Here is a 17,019-nt window from a genome sequence, read left to right as displayed (position 1 = left end):
ACTACCTGCCTGCCGCCGAAAACAGAACGGGCCCCGCCTTCCGGCGGGGCCCGTTCCGGTTCAGGAACCGGACTTGCGCTTGTTCCAGACGTCGAACCCGACCGCGGCCAGCAGGGCGAGGCCCTTGATGACCTGCTGCCAGTCGGTGCCGACGCTGAGGAGGTTCATGCCGTTGTTCAGCACGCCGAGGACCAGACCGCCGATGATCGCGCCGAGGACGGTGCCGACACCGCCGCTCATGGACGCTCCACCGATGAACGACGAGGCGATCGCCTCGAGTTCGAAGCTGAGGCCGGCCTTCGGGGACGCCGCGTTCAGCCGCGCGGCGACCACGAGACCCGCCAGGGCCGCGAGCACGCCCATGTTCAGGAAGACCAGGAAGGTGACCTTCTTGTCCTTCACGCCGGACAGCTTCGCGGCCGGCAGGTTGCCGCCGATCGCGTAGATGTGACGGCCGAAGACCGCGTTGCGCATGACGTAGCCGTAGCCGACCACCAGCACGGCCAGGACGATCAGGATGATCGGCGCGCCCTTGTAGCTGGCGAGCAGCATCGTGACCGTGAGGATCGCGGCGACGATGGCGACGAGCTTGAGCAGGAAGAGGTTCCTGGGCGCCACTTCGAGGGCGAACTCCTGCTGCCGCTTGCGGTCGCGGACCTCCTGAAGGACCGAGAAGGCGATCAGGGTGAAGCCCAGCAGCAGCGTGAGGTTGTGGTAGTTCGTGTCCGGGCGGACCTCCGGGAGGAAGCCGTTGCCCATCTTCTGCAGGCCGTCCGGGAACGGGCCGAGCGTCTGGCCCTTCAGCAGCATCTCCGTCAGACCGCGGAAGATCAGCATGCCCGCGAGGGTGACGATGAAGGAGGGTATGCCGAGGTAGGCGATCAGGAAGCCCTGGGCCGCGCCGGCCACCGCGCCGATGGCCAGGCACAGCAGCAGCGCGAGGGGCCACGCGATGTCGTGCTGCACGGTCAGCACGGCCGCGAAGGCACCGGTGAACGCCGTGAGCGAGCCGACCGACAGGTCGATATGACCCGCGATGATCACCAGCATCATGCCGATCGCGAGGATCAGGATGTAGCTGTTCTGCAGCACCAGGTTGGAGACGTTGCGCGGCAGCAGCAGGTCGCCGTTCGTCCACACCTGGAACAGGAGCACGATCAGACCGAGGGCGATCAGCATGCCGTACTGGCGCATGTTGCGGCGCAGGCCGTCCAGCATCAGCTGGAGCAGTCCGCCGCCGGAGGCCGACCCGCCGCTCTTGCCGGGCGGCGCGGTGGCCGGGCTCTTGGTCACATCGGTGCTCATCGCGTTACCTCTTTGTCCTTCGTCATCTGACGCATCAGCACTTCCTGCGTGGCCTCGGCACGCGGGAACTCACCCGTGAGCCGCCCGGCGGCCATGGTGTAGATGCGGTCGCACATGCCGAGCAGTTCGGGCAGCTCGGAGGAGATGAAGACGACCGCCTTGCCCTGGGCGGCCAGCTGGTCGATGACCGTGTAGATCTCGTACTTGGCGCCGACGTCGATGCCGCGCGTCGGCTCGTCCAGGATCAGCACGTCCGGACCCGCGAAGATCCACTTGCTGAGGACGACCTTCTGCTGGTTGCCGCCGGAGAGCTTGCCGACCCGCTCGAACACGGTCGGGGCCTTGATGTTCATCGACTTGCGGTAGCCCTCGGAGACCTGCCGCTCCTCTTGCTCGTCGACGACCCCTCGCTTGGCCACCTTGTTCAGCGCGGTGAGCGAGATGTTGCGGTTGATCGTGTCGATGAGGTTGAGGCCGTAGTGCTTGCGGTCCTCCGTGACGTAGGCGATGCCGTGCTCGACCGCCTCCGCGACGGACTTCGTACGGATCTCCTTGCCGTCCTTGAGGACCGTGCCGCCCGCGTACCGGCCGTAGGAGCGCCCGAAGACGCTCATCGCCAGCTCGGTGCGGCCGGCGCCCATCAGGCCCGCGATGCCGACGATCTCCCCGCGGCGCACCTGGATGGACACGTCGTCGACGACCTTGCGCTGCTGGTCGATCGGGTGGTGCACGGTCCAGTCGCGGATCTCCAGGGCCGGGGCCGCGCCCTTCTCCGGCTCGTGCGGGGTGCGCTCGGGGAAGCGGTGGTCGAGGTCGCGGCCCACCATGCCGCTGATGATCCGGTCCTCGGTCGTCTCCGCCGACCTCACGTCGAGCGTCTCGATGGAGTGCCCGTCGCGGATGATCGTCACCGAGTCCGCCACCTTGCGGATCTCGTTGAGCTTGTGGGAGATGATGATCGAGGTGATGCCCTGGTTCTTCAACTCCAGGATGAGATCGAGGAGTTTGTCGCTGTCCTCGTCGTTCAGCGCCGCCGTCGGCTCATCCAGGATGAGGAGCTTCACCTTCTTCGACAGCGCCTTCGCGATCTCCACGAGCTGCTGCTTGCCCACGCCGATGTCGGCGACGCGGGTCTCCGGGTGGTCGCTCAGACCGACCCGGCGCAGCAGCTCCGTGGCGTGCCCGAGGGTCCTCCTCCAGTCGATGAACCCGCCCTTGGCGTGCTCGTTGCCGAGGAAGATGTTCTCCGCGAGGGAGAGGTACGGCGACAGCGCCAGCTCCTGGTGGATGATGACGATGCCGTGCTGCTCGCTCGCCCGGATGTCCCTGAAGGAGCAGATCTCTCCCTCGAAGAGGATGTCACCCTCGTAGCTGCCGTGCGGATGGACGCCGGAGAGCACCTTCATCAAGGTGGACTTCCCGGCGCCGTTCTCACCGCAGATGGCGTGGACCTCGCCCTGACGGACGGTCAGTGAGACGTCCGACAGCGCTTTTACGCCGGGAAAGGTCTTGACGATCGAGCGCATTTCCAGGACGGGTCCCGCCATGGTCGTGCCTTCCAATCCGTAAGGTTCGACGCTTACTTGAGCTGGTCCGCCGTGTAGTAGCCGCCCTCGACGAGCTCCTTCTCGTAGTTCGTCTTGTCGACGCTGACCGGCTGCAGCAGGTAGGCGGGGACGACCTTGGTGCCGTTGTCGTACGACTTGGTGTCGTTGATCTCGGGCTTCTTGCCGTTGAGCGAGGCGTCGACCATGTCCGTGGCGACCTGGGCGAGCTTGCGCAGGTCCTTGTAGACGGTCATGGACTGCTCACCGGCGATGATCGACTTCACCGAGGCCAGCTCGGCGTCCTGGCCGGAGATGACCGGCAGCGGCTTGGCGGCGGTGCCGTACCCGTCCGACTTCAGCGCGGCGAGGATGCCGATGGAGATGCCGTCGTAGGGCGAGAGGACCGCGTCGACCCGGCCGGTCTTGTACGTGGAGGTGAGGATGTCCTCCATGCGCCGCTGGGCGGTGGCGCCGTCCCAGCGCAGCGTGGTGACCTTGGTGAGCTCGGTCTGGCCGGACTTGACCACGAGCTTCTTGCTGTCGATGTACGGCTGGAGCACGCTCATCGCACCGTTGAAGAAGTACTTGGTGTTGTTGTCGTCGTTCGAGCCGGCGAACAGCTCGATGTTGAACGGGCCCTTGCCGGCGGCCAGGCCGAGCTTGTCGACGAGGTAGGTGGCCTGGAGCTTGCCGACCTTCTCGTTGTCGAAGGACGCGTAGTAGTCGACGTTCTTCGTGCCGAGGATCAGACGGTCGTAGGAGATGACCGGGATCTTGGCGTCGGCGGCCTGCTGGAGCACGTTGTTCAGGGACTTGTTGTCGATGGCGGCGATGATCAGCGCCTTGACACCCTGGGTGATCAGGTTCTCGATCTGCGAGACCTGCTGGTCGGGGTCGTCCTCGCCGAAGACCAGCTTGGTCTTGTAGCCCTTGGCCTTGAGGTCCTTCTCGACGTTGGCGCCGTCGGTGATCCAGCGCTCGGACGACTTGGTCGGCATCGCGATGCCGATCGTCCCGCCCTTGGCGTCGCCACCGGCGGCCTCGCTGCCGCCTTCGCCGGACTGTCCGCAGGCGGACAGGGTCAGGGCGAGGGAGGCGGCTCCGGCTATGGCGGCGAGTGCGGCTCTGCGGTTACGCATGTTCATCATCCTTGATGTGTGTGCAGGGATCGGTCTCGCGGTGCCAACGGGCCCTGGCGCTCCCGGAGTTGAGGCCGGGAAGACCGAGAAGAAACCGAGAAGAAGATGTGTGGGATTCTGCGCGCCTGTGTCGGCTTGTGTGAAGCAGGGTTTCCGGAACGTTATGAGTGAATGTCGAACCGGTTCAGTTCGCCGGGCAGCCGCGAGCCGAGAGGCGCCATGTCGCCGTCCGCTCCGTGCCGCGCGAGCAGGTCCAGCGCGAGCCGTCCGCGCCGCACTCGTTCCCGGGCCGTGGAGAGCGTGAGATCGCGCATGTGGTGACCATACGGGTAGATCCCGGGGGCCTTGGACAGACCGAACTTCAGGTAGAGCGGTGCACCGCGCCGGATCAGCTCGGCGACCTCGTACATCCGGATATAACCGCCGAGATCGTCGGGGGCCTCGATGTACATGTCCATGGGGGCGCCCGACGCCCGCCGGATCTCGGTGAGGTGGTCCAGCGTGAGATCGCTGGGCACATTGACCGAGTCGGCGCCGAGGCGCTCGTAGACCGCGTACGCGGCCGGGTTGACGGGGCCGATGAGCGCCGACACCTTCAGGGTCGTGTCCGCCGGGATGATCCCGGCCTGGCGGGCCCGGTGCAGCGTCCACAGCACGCCCTCGTCGGCGACGAGGAGGCACTTGACGCCCAACTCCGTTGCCCGGACGGCGTCTTCGACGCAGCCGGCCACCGCGTCGTGGCCGCGGGCCCTGAGGCCCCCGCCGCGCGAGTCGGTCCGGGTGGAGCCGCCGATGTCCCAGGTGCCGCGCGGACCGGTGAACAGGCAGAGCTCGATGTCGCGCTCGCCCGTCGCCTCGACCATCTCGGTGATCTCGGCGTCGGAGAGCATCCACACGCCGCTGCCCTGGCTGATCCGGTGGATCGGCACGTCGAGCCGCGAGGCTTCCTTGAGGATGACGGCCAGCGCTTCGGGACCCTCGCACGAAGGGACCTCGGTGCGCCAGCGGCCGCCGCCCGGGAAGGTGTGGGAGGAGGCGTCGGCGGGGTCGAGGGCGGGCGCGCCCAGGCCGAGCGCGGTGAGCGCCTGCTCACCGGGTCGGCGGGCGGCCGTGGCGGAAGCGTCGGTCGTCACAAGCTGTCCTTTGTGTTCGATATTTCGGACGAGGTTCGCGGCTCAAGGCGTGCGGGGGGTGGGTGTACGCCGGTACGGCGGCCGTCAGGTCGCCTCCGTACCGGCGTACGGCTAAGGGTTTCGCCGGCGCTCGGCCGGCTTTTCCTAGGGGCGGAGCAGGACCTTGCCCACCTTCGGATCGCCGGATCCCACGAGCTCGATGGCCTCGGAGAACTCGGCGAGCGGCAGCTCGTGGGTGACGAGCGGCAGCGGATCCAGCAGCCCGGCCCCGAACACCCGCACGGTGTGCGACCAGGCGTCCGGCGGTGCGCCGAAGACGGTGTGCACCTCCAGCTGCCGCACGACCAGGTCCGTCGGGTCCAGCCCGTCGGCGCCCGGCGCGGGGATCCCCGTCAGCACCAGCCGTCCGCCACGTCGCAGCAGCGCGGCGGCCGTGCGCGCGGCCGACGCGGAGCCGGCGGTCTCGATGACGACGTCGAAGTCGTCCGGCAGCTCCTGGTCCCGGGTGCGGAAGTCGGAGGCGCCGAACCGGCGGGAGAGGCCCTCCCGGTCGTTGCGGGTCCCGACGACCAGCAGCTCGGCCGGGGAGCCCGCCTTCAGGAACTGGACGGCGAACATGCCCAGGGTGCCGGTGCCGACCACGGCCACCTTCTCGCCGGGCAGCGCGTGCGCCTTGATCGCGGCGGCCGCGATGCAGGCGGCCGGCTCCAGCAGGGCGGCGGCGGTGAGATCGGCGTCGTCCGGGAGCACGTGCAGCAGCCGGGCCGGCAGGGTGAGGGTGGCGGCCATCGCCCCCGGCTGGGTGAAGCCGGTCTCCTCGTACCCGTCCGTGCACAACGTTGTCTCGCCCGCGTGGCAGCGGTCGCAGACCTGGCAGTTGCGGAAGCCCTCGCCCACCACCTTGCGGCCGACGAGGGACGCGGGGACCCCGGCGCCGACCGCCTCGACCGTCCCGGACCACTCATGGCCGGGGGTCAGCGGGTAGCGGACGTACCCCTCGGGCCGGTTGCCCTGGTACACCTCGCGGTCGCTGCCGCAGATGCCGGTCGCGTGGACCCGGACCAGCGCCTCGCCGGGCTCCGGCAGCCGGGGCTCGTGCGGGACGATCCGGTGCTCGCCCGGCGCGTCGACGACGACTGCGGTGCTCACTTCTCGGCGCCCTTCGGCTTGCGCTGCTCCCAGCCCTCGGCCCACAGGTCGAAGCGGGCCTGCTGCTGCGGGAACTCGGCGGCGGCGTCCACGTCCAGCTCGACGCCCAGACCGGGCTTGTCGGAGAGGTGGAAGTAGCCGTCGATCACCTCGGGCGCGCCCTTGACGACCTTCTTGATCTCCGCGTCCGCGAAGTCGTTGAAGTGCTCGAGGATCTTGAAGTTCGGGGAGGTGAACCCGACCTGGAGGGAGGCGGCGGTCAGCACCGGGCCGCCGACGTTGTGCGGGGCGACCAGCACGTAGTGCGCCTCGGCGGTCGCGGCGAGCTTCCTGGTCTCCCAGATGCCGCCGATGTGGCCGACGTCCGGCTGGATGATGTCGACGGCCTGGCTCTCGAACAGCTCGCGGAACTCGATGCGGTCGTGGATGCGCTCACCGGTGGCGACCGGGATGTCGACCTTGGCCGCGACCTTCTCCAGCGCCTTCAGGTTCTCCGGCGGGCACGGCTCCTCCAGCCACGCGGGCTTGAAGGGCGCGAGCTCCTTCGCCAGCCGGATGGCGGTGGCCGGCGAGAACCGGCCGTGCATCTCCAGCATCAGCTCCGAGTCCGGCCCGATGGCGTCGCGCACGGCCTCGATGAGGGAGACGGCGTACAGGGTCTGCTCGTGGTCCAGCTCGAAGTGGCCGGTGCCGAAGGGGTCGATCTTGAGCGCCTTGTAGCCGCGCTCCATGACCCCCTGGGCGGCCTTGTGGTAGGCCTCCGGGGTGCGCTCGGTGGTGTACCAGCCGTTGGCGTACGCCTTGACCTTGTCGGTGACCTTGCCGCCGAGCAGCTGCCAGACCGGGACGCCGAGGGCCTTGCCCTTGATGTCCCAGCAGGCCATCTCGACGACGGCGATGCCGGACATCACGATCTCGCCGGCCCGCCCGTAGTCGCCGTACTTCATCCGGCGCACGAGGTCCTCGACAGCGAACGGGTCGGAGCCGAGAATGTGGTTGGCCTCGGCCTCCTTCAGGTAGCCGATCAGCGCGTCGGTGTGGCCCAGCATGCGGGTCTCGCCGACACCCGTGATGCCCTCGTCGGTGTGCACCAGGACGTAGGTCAGGTTGCGCCAGGGCGTCCCGACCACGTGTGTGCTGATTCCGGTGATGCGCACGGAAGTTGCCCTTCGACTGTTCGAGATTTCGTCACTTGTTCGAAATGCTGGGCAGACAGTAAGGATGGCGCGCGGCGGGTGTCAATGGGTCGAACAGGTAACGGTTTCGATAGTTTCGGCCCGGCTTTCGACACGGACTGATCAACTCGCCACGCCGAGATGATCGATTTCCTACACAACCTTCACAGCCGGACCTAGGAACGTGACCACCCGGGAACCTAGTCTTCCCGCGTCATGGACTACTGCAACCCGTGCCGAAGGCACCTCAACGGCGCCCTCGCCTGCCCGGGGTGCGGCGCATCCGCCGAAACGCTACGCGCGTATCCCCAGGAACCGGCCCGGACGTGGGAGGAACCCGCGCCCGACGTGCTCGCGCCCGACGCACCCGCGCCCGACCCCGTCGAGGACCGGGACCGGCACCCGGACGACGGCGTCGAGGGCGAGAGCCCGGACACCGAGCCGCAGGGCCGCGCCGCGCGCCGCCGCGAGCAGGGCCGGGGCGGCCGGCGGGCCCCCGCGGGCACCGCCGCCGCGTCGGACGCCAGTCGTCGCGATCGCAAGGCCACGGTCCATCGGCGGCGTCGCAAACGCACCATTCTGGTCACCGTCGGCTTCGTCCTGGCCGCGGGCGGTCTGAGCCTGGCCGAACTCGGCATAGACGCGCCGGGGTTCTCCTCCACCCCGGACCCGGCGGTGGCCGGGGGCGAGTCGGCCGAGGTCGACGGTTCGACGGCGGAGCCGAGCGCCTCCGCACAGCCCCTGGACGACAGGACCGGCACGGGCGGGGGCACGGCTTCGCCCTCCCCCGACGCCTCCGGCTCCCCGTCGGCCTCGGCCTCGGCCTCCGAGTCCCCGGACGACGAGGCCACGGCCACGCGGAGCCCCGACAAGGAAGCCCAGTCGGCCCCCCTCCCCGGTTCCTCCGGCTCGACGACCCCCTCGGACTCCGACGCCACCTCGACGGCCGACCCCACGCCGGGGAGCTCCCCGGAGCCGTCGCCGTCGGAAACGTGCACGCGGTTCCTCTGGTGGTGCTCGTAGCTCGTCCGACGTGCGTGGCTCGTCCGACGCGCGTGGCTCGTCCGTGCGGCGACCCGGCGCAAGGGCCTGCCGAGGAGGATGTACCGGGCGTCCGACCCGCCCAAGAGCCCTGCGGCGGGCTTGAGTTGGGCGGGTCGTGGTCACTCGTCCCGTCCGCCCTCGCCACCCGGCGCGTTATTCAACCGTGACGCCGTTCCGATGCAACCCTCTTGACCGCTGTGAATTGTTAGCGCTCACAATGACCTCCGCATTCACCAGTCGGCGTCCACCGCCGCGGCGCGGCAACATCCGCCCGCAGCGCAGGACTTATCGGCAGACGATCGCCAAGGAGGTACGGCCGTGACCCGCGCTCAGCTTCGACCGCCCACCATGGCTGACGTGGCGCGACTGGCCGGTGTCTCCCACCAGACCGTGTCCCGTGTGCTGGGGGATCACCCCAACGTGCGGGACGAGACCCGGTCCAGGGTGCTGCACGCGATCGAGGAGATGGGATACCGTCGCAACTCCTCCGCACGAGCCCTGGCGACTCGGCGCACCCGGACCCTGGGTGTGGTCGCCTCCGACACCACCCTGTACGGGCCGGCCAGCACGTTGTTCGCGCTCGAGGAGGCGGCCCGCGCCGAGGGGTATCTCGTCTCGACGGTCAGTCTGCGCGAACTGACCATGGAGAAGGTGTCCGAGGCCCTGAACCACCTCAGCGAGGGCGGGGTGGAGGGCGTGGTCGCCATCGCCCCACAGCGGTCGGCGGTGGAGGCTCTGGCCGAACTCCGCCATCCCTTCCCGGTGGTGGTCGTGGGCAGCGGGCCCGGCATGGACGTCCCCGGCGTCAGCGTGGACCAGCACCTGGGCGCGCGGCTGGCCACCGGTCATCTCCTGGCCGCCGGCCACCGCACGGTCTGGCACCTCGCCGGGCCGGAGGACTGGCAGGAGGCGGCCGACCGGGCCGCCGGCTGGCGGGCGACCCTCGAAGCGGCGGACGTCGAACCGCCCATGCTGCTGCAGGGGGACTGGAGTCCGCTGTCGGGTTACCGGGCCGGCCAGGAACTGGCCGGCTGGGTGGGCCGAGGACTGACCGCCGTCTTCGTCGCCAACGACCAGATGGCGCTGGGCGTGTTGAGGGCCCTGCGCGAGGCGGGGGTCCGAACCCCCCAGGACGTCGCGGTGGTCGGCTTCGACGACATCCCGGAGTCGGAGTTCTTCGCGCCTCCGCTCACCACCGTCCGACAGGACTTCGCGACGGTGGGCAGGCGGGGCATCGCCCTGCTCCTGGAACTGATCGAAGGCCGGCCGCCGGCCACCGCGAACCGGCTTGCGATCGAGCCCCAACTCGTCGTCCGCGCCAGTTCCTTCCCGTACGCCGCCCAGTCGGAAGGCGTACCTCTCTGACGGACCGACAGGTCTTCCCGCCCCCCACTGTGGCCGACATACCGAACAATGATCGACAGGCTGGACGCAGTGCGGCCGGTCCTCTCGAGTGTCAACGGGTCCATCCCCGGACCGGCTCTTCAAAGGAGAAGAACATGCTCAGCAGAAGGAACTTCCTCACCGCGGCGGTCGGCGTGGCGGCAGCGGGCGGCCTGACCGCCTGCGCCAAGAAGGACGACACCGCGTCCAGCTCCTCCTCCGGGGACGGCAGCAAGGCGATCAGCCTCGGCTTCTCCCAGGTCGGCTCGGAGAGCGGCTGGCGCAGCGCCAACACCGACTCGGTGAAGTCGGCCGCCAAGGAAGCGGGTTACAGCCTCAAGTTCTCCGACGCGCAGCAGAAGCAGGAGAACCAGATCTCCGCCATCCGCAGCTACATCGCGCAGAAGGTGGACGTCATCGCCTTCTCGCCGGTGGTCGTCACCGGCTGGGACGCGGTGCTCAAGGAGGCGAAGGCCGCGAAGATCCCGGTGGTCCTCACCGACCGCTCCGTCGAGACCTCCGACGAGTCCCTGTACGTCACCCTGGTCGGCTCCGACTTCACCGACGAGGGCCGCCGCGCCGCGAAGATCCTGGAGAAGGTCATCGCGAAGGCCGGCCTGAAGGGCGCCGTGAAGATCGCCCAGCTGGAGGGCACCACCGGCGCCGCCCCGGCGATCGAGCGCGCCAAGGGCTTCAAGGAGGTCATGGACGCCGACCACGCCTCCGACTGGAAGGTCGTCGTCAGCCAGACCGGTGACTTCACCCGCGCCGGCGGCAAGCAGGTCATGGCGGCCTTCCTGCAGTCCAACCCGGACATCAACGTGCTCTTCGCGCACAACGACGACATGGCCATCGGCGCCATCCAGTCCATCGAGGCGGCGGGCAAGAAGCCGGGCACGGACATCCTGATCGTCTCCATCGACGGCGTGAAGGACGGCTTCGTGGCCATGTCCGAGGGCAAGATCAACGCCATCGTCGAGTGCAACCCGCTGCTCGGCCCCCAGCTGATGGACGTCGTGAAGAAGGTCAAGGACGGCGAGACGGTCGAGCGCTGGATCAAGACCAAGGAGGGCGACTTCATGCAGGACCAGGCCAAGGCCGCGCTCCCGACCCGGAAGTACTGACCGACGCACCCACCGGCAGGGAGCCTCCGGCCGACCGAGCGCCATCGGTCCCGGGGCTCCCTGCGGGCCCGAACCTTTTCTCACGAGGAGCACTGCGATGGCAGAGCCGCGGCCCGTCCTGGAGATGACGGGCATAGTCAAAGAGTTTCCGGGGGTACGGGCTCTGTCGGACGTCGACTTCCGGCTCTTCCCCGGCGAGATTCACGCCCTGATGGGCGAGAACGGCGCGGGGAAGTCCACCCTCATCAAGGTCCTGACCGGGGTCTACACCCTGGACGGCGGCACGATCACCCTGGACGGGAAGTCCGTGCGGTTCGGCAGCCCGCTGCAGGCGCAGCAGGCCGGCATCAGCACGGTGTACCAGGAGGTGAACCTCTGCCCCAACCTGTCGGTGGCGGAGAACATCTTCATCGGGCGCGAGCCCACCCGGATGGGCCGTATCCAGTGGAAGCGGATGCGCAAGGAGGCCGCGGAGCTGGTGGACCGGCTCGGCCTCGACATCGATGTGACCGCGCCGCTGTCCTCGTACCCGCTGGCCGTGCAGCAACTCGTGGCGATCGTGCGGTCGGTGGGCACCGGCGACAGCGACGGACAGGGTTCGGGCACCAAGGTGCTGGTCCTGGACGAACCGACGTCCAGCCTCGACCGCGACGAGGTCCAGGAGCTGTTCCGCCTGATGCGGCAGCTCAAGGACGAGGGCGTGGCGATCCTGTTCGTGTCGCACTTCCTCGACCAGATCTACGAGATCTGCGACCGTATGACGGTCCTGCGCAACGGCACCCTCGTCGGCGAGCACCTGGTCGCGGACCTCGACCAGGTCGCGCTGATCCAGCTGATGATCGGCAAGGCCCTGGACCAGCTGGAGGAGCTCCACGACCAGCAACTGCACGCCGACGTGGGCGAGACGCTGCTCAAGGCGGACGGCCTCGGCCGGACCGGCGGCATCGCCCCCTTCGACCTGGAGATCAAGAAGGGCGAGGTGATCGGCCTCGCCGGCCTCCTCGGCTCGGGCCGCACCGAGCTCGCCCGGCTGCTCTTCGGCGCCGACCAGCCGGACAGCGGCAAGGTGTCCATCGGCGGCAAGCAGGTCTCGATGAGCGCCCCGAACGACGCGATCGGCGCAGGCGTCGCGTTCTGCTCCGAGAACCGCAAGACCGAGGGCCTGGTGCCCGATCTGACGGTCCGGGAGAACATCATCCTGGCCCTGCAGGCCTCCCGTGGCTGGACCCGGCCCATCCCGGTCGCGCAGCGCGACGAACTCGTCGCCAAGTACATCAAGGCGCTGGACATCCGCCCCGCCAACCCCGAGGCCAGGGTCGGCCAGCTCAGCGGCGGCAACCAGCAGAAGGTGCTGCTGGCCCGCTGGCTGATCACCCAGCCGAAGCTGCTGATCCTCGACGAGCCGACGCGCGGCATCGACGTCGGCGCGAAGGCGGAGATCCAGAAGCTCGTCGTCTCGCTCTCCGAGGACGGCATGTCCGTGCTGTACATCGCGGCCGAACTCGAAGAGGTGCTCCGGCTCAGTCACACGATCGGAGTGCTGCGCGACCGCCGGCTGGTGGCGCAGCTCGCCAACGGGCCCGAGATCACCACGAGCCGGATCCTGGAGACCATCGCGAGCGGAGAGCACCAGTGACCACCTCCACCTCCACCTCGACCTCCACCCGATGGCGAGCGCTGACCCGCCATCACCTGTTCTGGCCGATAGCGGTCCTCGTCTTCCTGCTGCTCGTCAACGTTCCCTTCACCCCCGACTTCTTCTCGATCAAGATGGCGGACGGCCACCTCTACGGCAGCCTCGTCTCGATCGTGCTGTTCGGATCGCCGCTCATCCTGGTGGCGGTCGGCATGACCCTGGTCATCGCCACCGGCGGCATCGATCTGTCCGTCGGCGCCGTGGTCGCCATCACCGGAGCACTGGCCTGCTCGTACATCAGCGACCAGGCCGATCAGAGCGCCCTGTCCGGGGTGCTGCTCGCCATGGGCCTGGGCCTGGTGGCCGCGGTCGTCTGCGGCCTGTGGAACGGCTTCCTGGTCGCCCGGATGGGCATCCAGCCGATCATCGCCACGCTGATCATCATGGTCGCCGGGCGCGGTGTCGCCCAGCTGATCACCGACGGCCAGATCATCACCATCAACAGCGAGCCGTACAAGCTGATCGGCGGCGGCTACTGGCTGACGCTGCCCTTCTCCATCTTCGTGGTGGCCGTGGTGGTGGCCGTCACCGTCGCGCTGACCCGGCGCACGGCGCTCGGGCTGCTGGTCGAGTCGGTCGGCGGCAACGCCGAGGCCAGCCGGCTGGTGGGCATCAGGTCCCGGCGCATCAAGATCATGGTGTACGCGTTCTGCGCGCTGTGCGCGGGCATCGCGGGCCTGATGATCAGCTCCAACACCTCCGCGGCGGACGGCAACAACGCCGGTCTGTGGATCGAGCTCGACGCGATCCTCGCCGTGGTGATCGGCGGCACCTCCCTGCTGGGCGGCCGGTTCTCGGTCGGCGGCACGGTGGTCGGCGCCCTCGTCATCCAGACGCTGACCACCACGATCTACACCATCGGTGTGCCGACCCAGACCAACCTGGTCTTCAAGGCCGCCGTCGTCATCGTCGTCTGTCTGCTGCAGTCCCCGAAGTTCCGGGCCAAGGTCTTCGGCGCCGGATTCGGCGCCAGGTTCGGCGCGAAGGCAGGCGCCAAGTCGGCCGCGGCGCCCGCGGACACCGCCGCGGCGACCGAGGCCGCTCCCAAGATGGAGGTGTCGTGATGAGCACGACCACCCAGGCCCCCACGGCCCCGGACAGCCGTACCCCGTCCAAGGCCGCGCGGCTGCTCGGCGACCGGCGGCTGCCCGTCGTGGCGACGGCCCTGCTCTTCCTCGTGATGTACGGCGTGGGCCTCGGCCGCTACCAGTACTACGGGTTCGCCGAGCCGCAGGTCTTCCTGAACCTGTTCATCGACAACGGCTATCTGCTGGTCGCCGCCGTCGGTGTCACCTTCGTCATCCTGTCCGGCGGCATCGACCTGTCCGTCGGCTCGGTGATCGGCTTCACGACGATGTTCACGGCCTGGCTGGTCGAGCGCCAGGGGCTGCCGATCGTGGTCGTGATACCGATGGCGCTGGCCGTGGGCGCCTTCGGCGGGTTCCTGATGGGCTATGTGATCCACAACTTCGAGATCCAGCCCTTCATCGTGACCCTCGCCGGCCTCTTCCTCTTCCGCGGCCTGTGCCTGGTCATCAGCAAGGAGTCGATCTCCATCGGCGACTCCTCGGTGAGCAGCATGGCCCAGGCGCAGGTGTCGCTGGGGATGGGCTTCCTGTCGATCGGCGCGATCGTCTCGCTGGTCGTCCTCGCCGTGGCGTTCTACGTGCTGCACTACACGCGCTTCGGGCGCCGGGTGTACGCCATCGGCGGCAACGAGCAGTCGGCCCTGCTGATGGGTCTCCCGCAGGGCGGCACGAAGATCGCGGTGTACACCGTGAGCGGGTTCTGCTCGGCGCTCGCCGGGCTGCTCTTCACGCTGTACATCCAGTCCGGCGACCCGCTGCACGCGACGGGCATGGAACTCGACGCGATCGCCGCGGTCGTCATCGGCGGCACCCTGCTGACGGGTGGCTCCGGCTATGTCCTGGGAACCCTGTTCGGTGTTCTGGTGCTGGGTCTGATCAAGAGCATCATCCAGTTCGAGGGCACGCTCAGCTCCTGGTGGACGAAGATCGCCACCGGTGTGCTGCTGTGTGCGTTCATCCTGATCCAGCGCTTCATGACGACCCGCAGGAAGACCTGAGCCGAGGGGACGTTCCCGGTCCGGAGCGGTCCGGCGCACCCACCCCGTGCGCCGGACCCTCGCCGTTTCCGCTTCCGCGTCGCCCGTCGCCTGCCTGCCGTCGGCTCAGCCGGACTTGAAGATCGTCCAGACCGTTTTGCCGATGGCGTGTTCCGTGATGCCGAAGTCGTCGGAGACGTGCCGGGCCAGATGGAGGCCTCGGCCCGCGCAGGCCTCGGAGGTCGGGGGGTCCGCGGGGACCGGGTGGTCGCCGGTGTCGCGGACGGCGAGGCGGATCAGCGGGCCGTCCAGGGTGAGGGTCACGCAGTACTGGCGGCCCGGGGGCACGCCGTGCAGCAGGGCGTTCGTGGCGAGCTCCGAGACGCACAGTTTTATGTCGTCCAGCCGGTCGACGCAGCCCCACTCGGTCAGGATCTGCTCGACGAAGGCGCGGGCGGCCCGTACGGAGGCGCGCGAGCGGGGGAAACGACGTTGCCGTGTCAGGGGCACGGGGGGCCACCTCCGGTGGTTCAGGGGCGTCCTGCGGCGATACCTTACTGTTATTCGCGAAAGGTAACAAGGTAGTGAAGGGTGGCTGAGGGTGGCTCGGGGTGGCGGTTGGCGGATCGGACAGGTCGCCTACCGTGTAGGGCGGCAGGGTCGAAAGAACGGTCGGCCGTACAGGAGGACGTCGTGGGTGGGAGCGATTGGGTCAGCACGTCGTTGCCGTATCTGATGCCCCGGGGGACGGGGCAGGGCGACCCCTGGGCGGCCGAGGCCGCGGCACAGGGGCGGCGGGGTACGCAGCGGATAGTGCATGCCGGCGAGGTGCCCGCCCCCGCCGACGTGGCGGCGTTGCTCGACGTCCCGGAGGGCGAGCCCGTCGTCGTGCGCCGACGTCTGATCCTCCTCGACGACGAGCCGAGCGAGCTCACCGACACCTATTACCCGACCGCCATAGCGGCCGGCACCCGCCTCGCCGGCACCGCCAAGATCCGCGGCGGCGCCCTCGCCCTGCTCGCCGAACTCGGCCACGTCGGCGTCCTCGTCCGGGAGGACGTCACGGCCGGGATGCCGGACGACGACGAGCGCCAGGCCCTGCGCACCGCCCCCGACGAGCCCGTCCTGCGGCTGGTCCGGCTCACCCTGGACCGCGACGACCGGCCGATCCAGGTCGACCGTATGGTGATGCCTGCCCTACGGCAGAGGCTGCGCTACCAGATCAGGATCGGATGACCGTGCCCAAGGCAGAACCGGAAGCCGTCGACCGCCGATCCCTGCACGAGCGGATCGCGGCCGATCTGCGCGACGACATCATGAGCGGAGAGCTCGCCCCCGGCGCCAACCTGCCCACCACCGCCCAGCTCAAGGACCGCTTCGACGCGTCCAGCGCCACCGTGCAGAAGGCCCTTCAACTCCTCAAGGACGAAGGCCTGGTGATCGGCCGCGCGGGCGCCGCCGTCACCGTCCGCGAACACCGTCAGCGCACGGTCCGGCCCGCCGCCCTGATGGCGCCGGGCGGTCCCGGCGCGCCCTACCGCTGGCTCACCGAGGCAGCCAAGCACGGCACGCACGCCCGCACCGAGCTCCTCGACGTGACCGAGACCCGACCGCCGGCGGACGTCCGCGCCGCCCTCGGCCTCCCGCCGGACGGCACCGCCCTGCTGCGCGCCCAGATACTCCTCGTGGACGACGAACCCGCCGAACTCGTCGAGTCCTACTACCCGTCGGACCTCGCGCAGGGCACGCCGCTGGCCGAGCGCCGCCGGATCAGGGGCGGAACTCCCGCCCTGCTGACCGAACTCGGCCACCCGCCCCGCCGCAGCACGGACCGGGTCTCCGCCCGCGTGCCCACCCAGGACCAGTACCGGGCCCTCCGCCTCACCAGCAGCATGCCGGTACTGCGTACACTGCGCGTGATCCACAGCGACGACGACCGTGCCGTCGAGGTGACCGTGATGGTGAAGGCCGGTCATCTCTACGAGCTGCAGTACGAGTTCACAGCGGAAGGAGGGGGAGGAGCGTGACCGTGCTCGTCCTCTCGGGGCTCCTCGCCCTCGTCCTCGGCGGCTGCGCCTGCGTCTGGTGGGCGGCGCGCGGCGGCCCGCGCTGGGCGCGCGGCGTGAGCGTCGTGGTGCTGGCGATCGGCGAGCTGGTGCGGCAGGCGGACCGCAGCGGCCGACGCGGCAGCGGACAGTCGACCTCGGACGGCGGGCAGGACGACTAGCGCGACCAGGACGGCCGGGACGGCCGGGACGC

At 69.2% G+C, this 17,019-nt stretch carries 16 protein-coding genes; 9 read left to right on the top strand and 7 right to left on the bottom strand.

The features are described from left to right. Positions 1 to 60 precede the first annotated feature (60 nt). From mmsB to ABZ725_RS30385, 6 genes are all read right to left on the bottom strand, one after another. A complete protein-coding gene (gene mmsB / locus ABZ725_RS30410) occupies positions 61 to 1,305 on the bottom strand; it encodes a multiple monosaccharide ABC transporter permease (protein WP_358805714.1) in 1,245 nt (414 codons plus the stop codon). Continuing rightward, positions 1,302 to 2,852, bottom strand: a complete 1,551-nt coding sequence (mmsA, locus tag ABZ725_RS30405) for a multiple monosaccharide ABC transporter ATP-binding protein (protein WP_358805713.1) — start codon at positions 2,850 to 2,852, stop codon at positions 1,302 to 1,304. Before mmsA ends, mmsB begins: the two co-directional genes overlap by 4 nt. 32 nt (positions 2,853 to 2,884) lie before the next feature. Continuing rightward, positions 2,885 to 3,991 carry a multiple monosaccharide ABC transporter substrate-binding protein gene (gene chvE, locus ABZ725_RS30400; protein ID WP_358805712.1) on the bottom strand — a complete coding sequence of 369 codons (1,107 nt, stop codon included), beginning with the start codon at positions 3,989 to 3,991 and terminating at the stop codon, positions 2,885 to 2,887. Between the two features lie 161 nt (positions 3,992 to 4,152). After that, positions 4,153 to 5,124: a hypothetical protein gene (locus ABZ725_RS30395; RefSeq protein WP_351909053.1), complete on the bottom strand. Its 972-nt coding sequence runs from the start codon at positions 5,122 to 5,124 to the stop codon at positions 4,153 to 4,155. Between the two features lie 144 nt (positions 5,125 to 5,268). Beyond that, the gene (locus ABZ725_RS30390) at positions 5,269 to 6,273 is read right to left on the bottom strand and encodes an alcohol dehydrogenase catalytic domain-containing protein (RefSeq protein WP_358805711.1); all 1,005 of its coding nucleotides are present in this window, start codon (positions 6,271 to 6,273) and stop codon (positions 5,269 to 5,271) included. Next, entirely contained in the window at positions 6,270 to 7,430 is a 1,161-nt protein-coding gene (locus ABZ725_RS30385; RefSeq protein ID WP_351909057.1) for a mandelate racemase/muconate lactonizing enzyme family protein, read from the bottom strand. Before ABZ725_RS30385 ends, ABZ725_RS30390 begins: the two co-directional genes overlap by 4 nt. Before the next feature lie 234 nt (positions 7,431 to 7,664). On the opposite strand from ABZ725_RS30385, the gene ABZ725_RS30380 reads away from it, so the two are divergent. The 6 genes from ABZ725_RS30380 to yjfF all read left to right on the top strand — a co-directional run bounded on the left by ABZ725_RS30380 (position 7,665) and on the right by yjfF (position 14,781). Next, on the top strand, positions 7,665 to 8,471 hold the full coding sequence (locus ABZ725_RS30380) for a hypothetical protein (protein WP_358805710.1): 807 nt from the start codon (positions 7,665 to 7,667) through the stop codon (positions 8,469 to 8,471). A 339-nt stretch (positions 8,472 to 8,810) separates the two neighbouring features. Next, positions 8,811 to 9,857, top strand: a complete 1,047-nt coding sequence (locus tag ABZ725_RS30375) for a LacI family DNA-binding transcriptional regulator (protein WP_358805709.1) — start codon at positions 8,811 to 8,813, stop codon at positions 9,855 to 9,857. A gap of 134 nt (positions 9,858 to 9,991) precedes the next feature. Next, a complete protein-coding gene (locus ABZ725_RS30370) occupies positions 9,992 to 10,999 on the top strand; it encodes an ABC transporter substrate-binding protein (RefSeq protein WP_351909063.1) in 1,008 nt (335 codons plus the stop codon). A gap of 97 nt (positions 11,000 to 11,096) precedes the next feature. Then, a complete protein-coding gene (locus tag ABZ725_RS30365; RefSeq protein WP_351909065.1) occupies positions 11,097 to 12,635 on the top strand; it encodes a sugar ABC transporter ATP-binding protein in 1,539 nt (512 codons plus the stop codon). Beyond that, positions 12,632 to 13,759 carry an ABC transporter permease gene (locus tag ABZ725_RS30360; RefSeq protein ID WP_358805708.1) on the top strand — a complete coding sequence of 376 codons (1,128 nt, stop codon included), beginning with the start codon at positions 12,632 to 12,634 and terminating at the stop codon, positions 13,757 to 13,759. Before ABZ725_RS30365 ends, ABZ725_RS30360 begins: the two co-directional genes overlap by 4 nt. Continuing rightward, positions 13,759 to 14,781, top strand: coding sequence for a galactofuranose ABC transporter, permease protein YjfF (gene yjfF, locus ABZ725_RS30355; protein ID WP_358805707.1), 1,023 nt, complete (start codon positions 13,759 to 13,761; stop codon positions 14,779 to 14,781). Before ABZ725_RS30360 ends, yjfF begins: the two co-directional genes overlap by 1 nt. Positions 14,782 to 14,886: 105 nt before the next feature. Here yjfF and ABZ725_RS30350 read toward each other — a convergent pair whose 3' ends face one another. Further along, positions 14,887 to 15,270: an ATP-binding protein gene (locus ABZ725_RS30350; RefSeq protein ID WP_358805706.1), complete on the bottom strand. Its 384-nt coding sequence runs from the start codon at positions 15,268 to 15,270 to the stop codon at positions 14,887 to 14,889. 183 nt (positions 15,271 to 15,453) lie between these two features. Here ABZ725_RS30350 and ABZ725_RS30345 point away from each other — a divergent pair, with 183 nt between their 5' ends. The 3 genes from ABZ725_RS30345 to ABZ725_RS30335 are packed head-to-tail and all read left to right on the top strand — an operon-like array spanning position 15,454 to position 16,987. Further along, entirely contained in the window at positions 15,454 to 15,996 is a 543-nt protein-coding gene (locus tag ABZ725_RS30345) for a UTRA domain-containing protein (protein WP_358805705.1), read from the top strand. Continuing rightward, complete coding sequence (locus tag ABZ725_RS30340; protein WP_358805704.1) at positions 15,993 to 16,787, top strand: GntR family transcriptional regulator; 795 nt, start codon at positions 15,993 to 15,995, stop codon at positions 16,785 to 16,787. Before ABZ725_RS30345 ends, ABZ725_RS30340 begins: the two co-directional genes overlap by 4 nt. After that, positions 16,784 to 16,987, top strand: a complete 204-nt coding sequence (locus tag ABZ725_RS30335; RefSeq protein WP_358805703.1) for a hypothetical protein — start codon at positions 16,784 to 16,786, stop codon at positions 16,985 to 16,987. Before ABZ725_RS30340 ends, ABZ725_RS30335 begins: the two co-directional genes overlap by 4 nt. The last annotated feature ends 32 nt before the right edge of the window (positions 16,988 to 17,019 follow it).

It is taken from the genome of Streptomyces sp. NPDC006872, assembly GCF_040635845.1.
GTDB lineage: Bacteria > Actinomycetota > Actinomycetes > Streptomycetales > Streptomycetaceae > Streptomyces.
The sequence above is the reverse complement of the archived record's forward strand: the minus strand, read 5'-3'. Positions and strand labels throughout refer to the sequence as shown.